At 34.0% G+C, this 8,339-nt stretch carries 8 protein-coding genes and 1 other annotated feature; of the genes, 7 read left to right on the top strand and 1 reads right to left on the bottom strand.

Annotated elements, in window-relative coordinates; genetic code table 11:
• Positions 1-152: 152 nt before the first annotated feature.
• From HU235_RS16730 to HU235_RS16710, 5 genes are all read left to right on the top strand, one after another.
• Positions 153-407 (top strand): hypothetical protein, encoded by a 255-nt coding sequence (locus HU235_RS16730; RefSeq protein WP_174880941.1) that lies wholly within the window; start codon positions 153-155, stop codon positions 405-407.
• Between the two features lie 223 nt (positions 408-630).
• The gene (locus HU235_RS16725) at positions 631-1,602 is read left to right on the top strand and encodes a phosphotransferase enzyme family protein (protein ID WP_174880940.1); all 972 of its coding nucleotides are present in this window, start codon (positions 631-633) and stop codon (positions 1,600-1,602) included.
• Positions 1,603-1,729: 127 nt separating this feature from the next.
• On the top strand, positions 1,730-2,383 hold the full coding sequence (locus HU235_RS16720; RefSeq protein ID WP_174880939.1) for a peptidylprolyl isomerase: 654 nt from the start codon (positions 1,730-1,732) through the stop codon (positions 2,381-2,383).
• Between the two features lie 242 nt (positions 2,384-2,625).
• Positions 2,626-2,884 (top strand) — a binding site (T-box leader).
• A 117-nt stretch (positions 2,885-3,001) separates the two neighbouring features.
• A complete protein-coding gene (locus HU235_RS16715; RefSeq protein ID WP_095300094.1) occupies positions 3,002-4,705 on the top strand; it encodes a 2-isopropylmalate synthase in 1,704 nt (567 codons plus the stop codon).
• A gap of 294 nt (positions 4,706-4,999) precedes the next feature.
• Positions 5,000-5,716: a YwiC-like family protein gene (locus HU235_RS16710; RefSeq protein WP_174880938.1), complete on the top strand. Its 717-nt coding sequence runs from the start codon at positions 5,000-5,002 to the stop codon at positions 5,714-5,716.
• A 58-nt stretch (positions 5,717-5,774) separates the two neighbouring features.
• Here HU235_RS16710 and HU235_RS16705 read toward each other — a convergent pair whose 3' ends face one another.
• The gene (locus HU235_RS16705) at positions 5,775-6,518 is read right to left on the bottom strand and encodes an Mrp/NBP35 family ATP-binding protein (RefSeq protein ID WP_307190804.1); all 744 of its coding nucleotides are present in this window, start codon (positions 6,516-6,518) and stop codon (positions 5,775-5,777) included.
• Between the two features lie 286 nt (positions 6,519-6,804).
• Between HU235_RS16705 and HU235_RS16700 the strand changes: the two genes are divergently transcribed.
• Together HU235_RS16700 and HU235_RS16695 are read left to right on the top strand one after the other, a co-directional pair.
• Entirely contained in the window at positions 6,805-7,980 is a 1,176-nt protein-coding gene (locus HU235_RS16700; RefSeq protein WP_174880936.1) for an MFS transporter, read from the top strand.
• Positions 7,977-8,339, top strand: a 363-nt coding sequence (locus HU235_RS16695) for a molybdopterin-dependent oxidoreductase (protein ID WP_174880935.1), incomplete at its 3' end; no start/stop codon positions are given. The genes HU235_RS16700 and HU235_RS16695, both read left to right, overlap by 4 nt.

Below are 8,339 nucleotides of genomic sequence, written 5' to 3'. Positions count from 1 at the left end.
GTTTTAGGGAATAAAATAATAGATTATAAGAAAAGAGGAGTGGTAAAAATTTCAACTAAAAATTTTTAAAAAATAGTTTTCAAATTGATTCGCATCGTGTATGATATAAATAATCAGAAAATACAGAAAACTATACTGTGAGGTGCTTTTAAATGAATTTTATGAATGTTCCTTTTGAAAATCGTCTTGATACAAATCCATATGTCCATTACTTACAAGAAGGAGACCTTTCTTTTAAAACTGAAAATGAACTCATTTTGAAGCATTTACACGAACTACCCACTGATTTTATGGAAATGACACTTTTTGATATTGACGGACTTGGCTGTGTGTACATTTTTTCTCATATCATTGAATTGGAAAATGGTGAATACCCAACAAAAGCTGCTGTTTTTAAAAAAATATAAGGAAGCACATTCTTTCAGATGCAAAACCATTTAAATGTTTCAGGCAACCTGAAGGATGACGTAAATATTACGGATATGAAAGCTAAACAAAGGATGACCTAGTGTCTGAACCCTTCGTCGCGAAATCTAGAAAGGGTGCACGCTAGGTCATCTTTATTTTTTAAAAAACGAACTAGTTTACATTTATAATAGAAGAAAATAAAAAGGAAGAGGTAAGTGTAAATTGGAAAAGATTATCGTAAGACATTCTCTCATTGCAAATGAATCCGTAATCTCTCTTATGAAAAATTTTGATATAGGGGAAATCGTGGATTGCCAATTAGGAACTAGAGGGCTAAACGATATCTATATCGTAACAACAACAGATTCGAAATACATTTTCAGAAATTACCGCCACAATTGGAGACAAAAAAGCGATGTTTTATATGAAATTGATGCACTTAACCGATTAACTGCAACAAATTTTCCAGTATCTAAACCGCTCAAAAGAAAGGATGGCGAATGGCTAAGTGAACTTAATCAGCCAGAAGGAGTAAGGTTTGGTGTATTATTTACCTATACTAAAGGGGAGAGACCTGATATTCATCCAGATAATTGTTATCTGATAGGAGAAGCATTAGGGGCAATACATAAAAGAATGAATTCATTTCATTCAACTTCACAAAGAACATTTGAATTAAACCTCGATTATTTATTAGAACAGCCATTCGAAATTATTAAAAACAATGTACAAATAAACCTTATAAAACCTAAGCTAATCGACTTTCTCCAGATGTTTGTAGAAGAATTAAAAGGTCAAATTGCCACTTCTGACCTAGATTATGGTTTTTGCCATGGAGATTTTCATAATTTTAATATGCATATTGATCAAGGAAAGTTGGAAATATTTGATTTTGATTGTTGTAGTTACGGTTATCGAGCCTATGATCTCTCGGTATTTGTTTGGAATTTGCGCTCAAATTACCCTCATACTGCAAAAGAATGTGAAAAGGCCTTTCTAAGTGGTTACAAAGACCAATATTTCCTTAATAGCATAAATTTTCAACTATTGGATCAATTTGTTATGATAAGAAAAATTTGGTTTTTCGCAACTTTAATTCGCAATGAAGATGTATGGGGCACAGGATGGATGAACGAACAAAGTCTTTCTACCTTTATGGAAGAATTGGTTCAACATAAACAAAATCTCGAATGATAAAACGATCATTGAAATATGGTTTTCCCTATAAATTCGTCTCTAAACACACCTACTACTTGAACGAAATGAATGATAATCGTAAAATGCTTGTATAGATTGTTAGATTGAGAAAGGAAGTTTTATGATGAAGCAATTTTCGAAAGTAAGTCTTGCTTTACTTGTGGGATTCATCCTATTCCTAGTTGCAGGTTGTGGGACGAGCATTACAGAAGATAAGACAACAAGTAGTTCTACGCAAAAAAAGGAAGAGCAGGTTATTGAGAAAAACCCCGTTGCAACGATTACGATGGAAAATAATAAGATAATAAAGGTTGAATTATACCCAGCAATTGCTCCAAATACGGTAAATAATTTTATTTCCCTTGCAAATTCAGGTTTTTATAATGGTTTAACATTTCACAGAGTCGTTCCTGACTTCATGATTCAAGGCGGAGATCCGAATGGAGATGGGACGGGAGGACCTGATTATCAAATAAAAGGTGAATTTAGTTCAAATGGTTATGAAAATAATTTAAAACATGAACGCGGCGTTATTTCAATTGCTCGTTCAGAAGCACCTGATTCAGCTGGTTCCCAATTTTTTATTATGGTTGCTGATGCACCACATTTAGATGGTGAATATGCCGGATTTGGTAAAGTAATTGAAGGTATGGATGTTGTGGACGAAATAGTATCAGTTGAGAGAGATGGTGAGAAGCCATTAAAAGAACAAAAAATTAAAGACATCATCGTCGATACTTTCGGGATTGTTTACCCCGAACCGAAAAAGATCGAATAGGGAGAAGGTATAAAACCGTCAACAGTGTTTGACGGTTTTTTGCTTTTTAAATCATAATATTAGCAAAAATATTAAATTAATTTTGAATATTTCGTTCCTTTTTTTCCTATGTTAAGATACAATATAACTAATTAAGCAAAACTACATTCATAGATATAAGACGGATTGCCAATACGATCAAAAAGAATTCCTGAATATTCACTTGTAAACAGATGATTCACTTGATATAATATTCTAAATATTTAAATACATTGAAAAGGACTAGTAAGATTTTTTTAACGCACAGAGAGCTGTTGGTTGGTGGAAAACAGTCGTGAGAAAAATCTGAACTCACCTTGAAGTAGCTCGCTGAAATATTTATTAGAGTAGGTGGAGACGGTGCCTAACCGTTATATTAGGAGGATACATAGTATTTGTACGATTGTATCTACCAAAGTGCACATCACAAGGTGTGAATTAGAGTGGTACCGCGTAAGCTGATAACAGCCTTTCGTCTCTAGAAATGGAGATGAAAGGCTTTTTTGCGTTTATTTTAGTTCTTTTTGGGTGTATTTGCCCCTTAAATATATGAATAATCAATGATCAATCAATTCGAATTTGAAAGGGTGTCTTAAAAAAATGAAAAATGTTGAAAAGTATACAAGAGGATATTTTATGCCTCCAGTTAAAAGCTTAAAATGGACTGAAAAAGAGTATATTACAGAAGCACCAATTTGGTGTAGCGTTGACCTACGTGACGGTAATCAGGCGTTAGTCGTTCCGATGACTCTTGAAGAAAAGCTTGAATACTTTCAATTACTTGTAAAAATCGGCTTCAAAGAGATAGAGGTAGGTTTTCCTGCAGCTTCTGAAACCGAATATACATTTTTGCGGACATTAATTGAAAAAGACCTTATTCCAGACGATGTGACAATTCAGGTCCTAACACAATCAAGAGACCATATTATTAAGAAAACGTTTGAATCATTAAAAGGTGCAAAAAAGGCAGTTGTACATTTATACAATTCAACTTCAGTTGCACAGAGAGAACAAGTATTTAAAAAATCAAAAGAAGAAATCATTGAAATTGCCGTTTCTGGTGCGAAGCTTTTAGAAAAATACGCGGCAGAAACAGAAGGGAATTTCCAATTTCAATATTCTCCGGAAAGTTTTACAGGTACTGAACTAGAATTTGCTTTAGAAATTTGCAACAGTGTTTTAGATGTATGGAAGCCAACAGCTGACAATAAAGTGATTATTAATTTACCTGCAACTGTCGAGCTTTCAATGCCTCACGTTTATGCAAGTCAAATCGAGTATATGAGTGACCATTTAAACTATCGGGAAAATGTCATTTTATCTTTACATCCTCATAATGACAGAGGAAGTGGTGTTGCAGATGCAGAGCTTGGAATTCTTGCTGGAGGACAACGAATCGAAGGTACTTTGTTTGGAAATGGTGAAAGAACAGGGAATGTTGATATTGTTACACTTGCTTTAAATATGTATTCACATGGTGTTGATCCAAAGCTGAATTTTGAAAATATTCTTGAGATAATTGAAGTGTATGAACGTATGACAAAGATGAAGGTAGATGACAGACAACCATATGGTGGAAAACTAGTATTTGCCGCTTTCTCAGGTTCCCATCAAGACGCGATTGCAAAAGGTATGAAATGGCGTGAGGAAAATGATTGTAAGCATTGGACAGTTCCTTACTTAATGATTGATCCAAAGGATATAGGAAGAGAGTATGAAGGTGATGTAATCCGTATTAATAGCCAATCAGGAAAAGGTGGTATCGGCTATTTACTCGAGCAGCAATTTGGACTTGATTTACCAAAAGAAATGCGTGAAGAGTTTGGTTACACAGTAAAAAATGTCTCAGATCGCCAAAATAAAGAGCTAATGCCAGAAGAAATCCATCAAATTTTCTTAAATGAATTTGTGAATCTTTCTAAACCAATCGAGTTTGTCAATTATCATTTTACAAAGCACGACGATTATCAAACAGTAGTTACCGTCAAAATTAACGAAGAAGAACAGGAATTAAACGGTGAAGGTAATGGTAGATTAGATGCAATTAGCAATGCCCTTCGTACGAAGCTAGGAGTGAACTATCATAATCTTGTATACAAAGAGCATGCACAAGAGCTAGGCTCAGAGTCAAATGCGGTCTCATATGTCGGCATTACAGATGACAATGGAAAAGTCTTTTGGGGCTGTGGTATAGATGTTGACATCATGACTTCATCTGTAAAAGCGTTGTTTAGCGCAGTAAATAAATTAACTGCAAATACACATTTGACATCTAAGGAAGGGCATTTTATTACGAGTAAATAAGAAGGAAAATACTTTGTACCCATTTGGAGTAAGTCTCTAAATGGGTTTTCTAGTTCTTTCTTCAATAAGACCGGTATTGTTGCTTATCAAAAAATTTATGTTAGAGTCACATTAATTATCCATCTTGGAGTCTACAATACTTAGCTAGTTAGTTGTATGTTTTCCAATTATATCAACTCAAAATCCTTATCTCTTCACTTCAACAAAACAGATCGTGAGGTTCATCACATTTTTGATTCTATCGCTACGATAAGATAGTTTTATAGTAAATTTATAAGCTGGTGATTAAAGAAAATGAAATTATTACTTCCAAAACAACACGGTGCATGGGCAATGTTAATCATTCCCTTTATTTTAGGGAGCGATGCAGGGGGATTTTCATTCTTACACATTCCTTTATTTATAGGGTGGCTAAGTCTGTATTTAGCAACATATCCGATCCTAATGTATGTAAAGGGAAAGAAAAAAGAGTATTACTTTAAATGGTCGAGTATTTATTTAGGATTTGCTCTTGTTTTCTTAGTTTTTGTTCTCATTTTCAAATGGCAAATGCTTTTGTTTGGTTTAGCTATGGTTCCCTTTTTCTTCATTAATATTTATTTTGAAAAGAAAAAGAAAGAAAGGGCATTTGTAAATGATGTAATTGCAATCTGTGTTTTCTGCATTGGTGGGATAGCAAGTTTTTATTTAGGAACAGGGTACTTTAATAAAGAGGCATTTTTCATTGCCTTGTTATCATTTTTATTTTTTCTAGGAAGTACCTTTTATGTGAAAACGATGATTAGGGAAAAGAAAAACAGACGATTCCATTATTATTCTTGGTGCTATCATCTTCTTTTAATAGTAGGAATTTTTTTACTAGTAGAAGAAAAACAAATTATTCTCGCGTATATTCCAAGTACAATTCGAGCTTTTTTACTTGTTGGACGTAAACCAACAATTATGCAAGTTGGTATTTTAGAAATTATAAATTCAGTTATCTTTTTATCTGTATTACTCCTAGTTTTTTAGTTAAAAGACTCGAATTCATTCTTCTCATTTTGAAGACATATGAATACGAGTCTTTTCATTACTGATATTTAATGATCTCATCAACTTGCTTTGCTAACATTTGAAAGGAGGAATACAATAATGTTCCTTCTTGATAAATGCTAGGTGTTTCCGTATTTATATTCACCTCTTCAATTGGAAGTTGACTTAGCAAATTAACTTGGAGCTTGTCAGCCAACTTTTGCCCACCACCTTGGCCAAATATAAAATAGTGTCTTTCGCTGTCATTAGGCTTAAAATATGCCATATTTTCAACAACTCCAATAATTTCATGATTAGCTTTTTTCGCCATCACACCTGCTCTCTCTGCGACATGTGAAGCAGTTTCCTGAGGGGTTGTGATGATGATTTCTTTGCTTTGTGGAATGAGATGGTGCAAATCTAAAGCGACATCTCCAGTACCAGGTGGCATATCAAATAATACGTAGTCTAAATCACCCCACATCACATCGTATGAAAAATGCTCAACCATTTTACCTAACATAGGACCACGCCATACAACTGGCTCGTTATTTTTTATGAGAAATCCCATTGACATGATTTTTACTCCATGTGATTCGAGCGGAATGATTTTCCCATTGATTGTTTTCGGTCGATTTATGATCTTCATCATCTTCGGAATACTAAACCCATAAATATCCAAATCAATCAAAGCAACTGTTTTCCCCATATTCGCAAGAGCAATTGCTAAATTGACAGAAACCGTTGATTTACCGACACCTCCTTTTCCACTTGTTATCGAAATCGCAGAACCGTTTATCATATTAAACACCTCATTAAAAAAGTATAGATTGATATTGTCCTTGAGCATATAAAAATACAACGAATGCAAAGAAGCACTGCAAATTTAAATCATCTATTAAACAATCGTTCAAATAAATTTCTTATCTTTTTCTATTTTGACTATAATTGCCGAATAGCTCTGTGATATTTTTCACAGTCTCCTTTAAGTCATTCCCTTAGAATGAAAAAAGTTAAGAATGCAATCGTTACATGAGCATGTTTACTTATGAAGTTACCAGTTAGATTTAAAAATGGAGGAGAATATTTTGAAAGGATTTGAACGAACATTTTATTCTAAAACAAGTAAGTATTCCTTTTTTGTTATTTTATTTTTATTTTTTACAGTTTGGATAGGGACAGAAAAGCTATTACATTTCGATATGGCCTTATTAGGCTACTTCATTTCATCATTAATATTTGCAATAGGACTAACAATTCGGATGTGCGCTTGGCTAATTCGACCTGCAACAAGACAGGTTGTAAAAAGGAGCATGAAAAATCTTAAGTCGAAAAAAAGAGCAAAACGAAATATCCAGTCTATTTTAAAAACAGCTTTTGAAAACATCTTCTTACAAAAATTCATATTTAAGCGTGGCATTTACAGAGGAATTACTCATTTTCTTATTGCATGGGGCTGTATTGGCTCATTTGCCATTACATTCGGGCTAACATTTGGATGGATGCATTTTGAATTAGTCGATCCAGATACATATGTGATTGTTGTAATGGGGGTTAAAACGATTGAAATGGCTGCACATGGAATCATCGCAGAATTAATCTATAACGGCTTAAATATTACAGCTCTCATGGTATTAATCGGTGTTTCTATGGCTTTATTTAGAAGAATTGTTTCCAATGATGTAAAGGTGACACAGAGAGCGGAATTTGACTTATTTCCATTGTTTCTTTTATTAGCGGTTACTGTAAGTGGGTTAGCTTTAACTGTTTCATATGTGCTGTTAGATGGATGGATGCACCATTATTTAACACTTTTCCATCAAGTTACAGTTGTTATCATGCTAATTTATTTCCCATTCGGAAAATTATTTCATTTACCGATTCGTCCGTTGGCAACTGCAGTACCTATGAATTACCAGGAGCATGTAAAGGTTGATACAAGACCATGTCATTCTTGCGGTGCGGCATATAGCTCTGATGATCAAATAGAAGATGTTCAAGCAATACTTGCTGTTCAACAATTTGATTTACAGTTCGAGGATGGAACTTACTTATCAGACTATTGCCTAGCATGCAGGAGAAAAATTCGCGTTATGAAGCAGTTAAATATGGAACAACCGATTCAAGATGAAACAAATCCTATTTTAACGATGAATGGTATGCATATGACTGGCTTCGGTAAACCGAGATCTGTTGATTATTACGGACTTCCGGAACATGTTAAGCAACAGCTTAAAAATAATGATGGAGGAGAAAGAAAATGAGCCAATATTTTGTTAAAGAAGGGATTAAAAATCTTCATAAACCAGGTGAACGATTAGTTACAACACATTGTTGCTATTGTGGGATGCAATGTGGAATGCATATACGAGTTAATGAAAAAACCGGAAAAGTCGTCGGAGTTGAGCCAAGATATGATTGGCCTGTTACCAATGGAAAAATGTGTCCAAAAGGTGTTACAGCATATCAAACGGTTGAACACGACGATCGGATTCTTACTCCATTAATTAAAAAGAATGGAAAATTTATTAAAGCCTCATGGGAAGAGGCACTAGATGTCATCGAAGAGAATTTCAAAAAAATCCAACATGAAAGTGGTAATGACGCACTTTCAGTCTTTGGC

Source organism: Metabacillus niabensis (genome assembly GCF_902829255.1).
GTDB lineage: Bacteria > Bacillota > Bacilli > Bacillales > Bacillaceae > Metabacillus > Metabacillus niabensis.
Note: the sequence above shows the minus strand (reverse complement) of the source record. Positions and strands in the feature narration are given on the sequence as shown.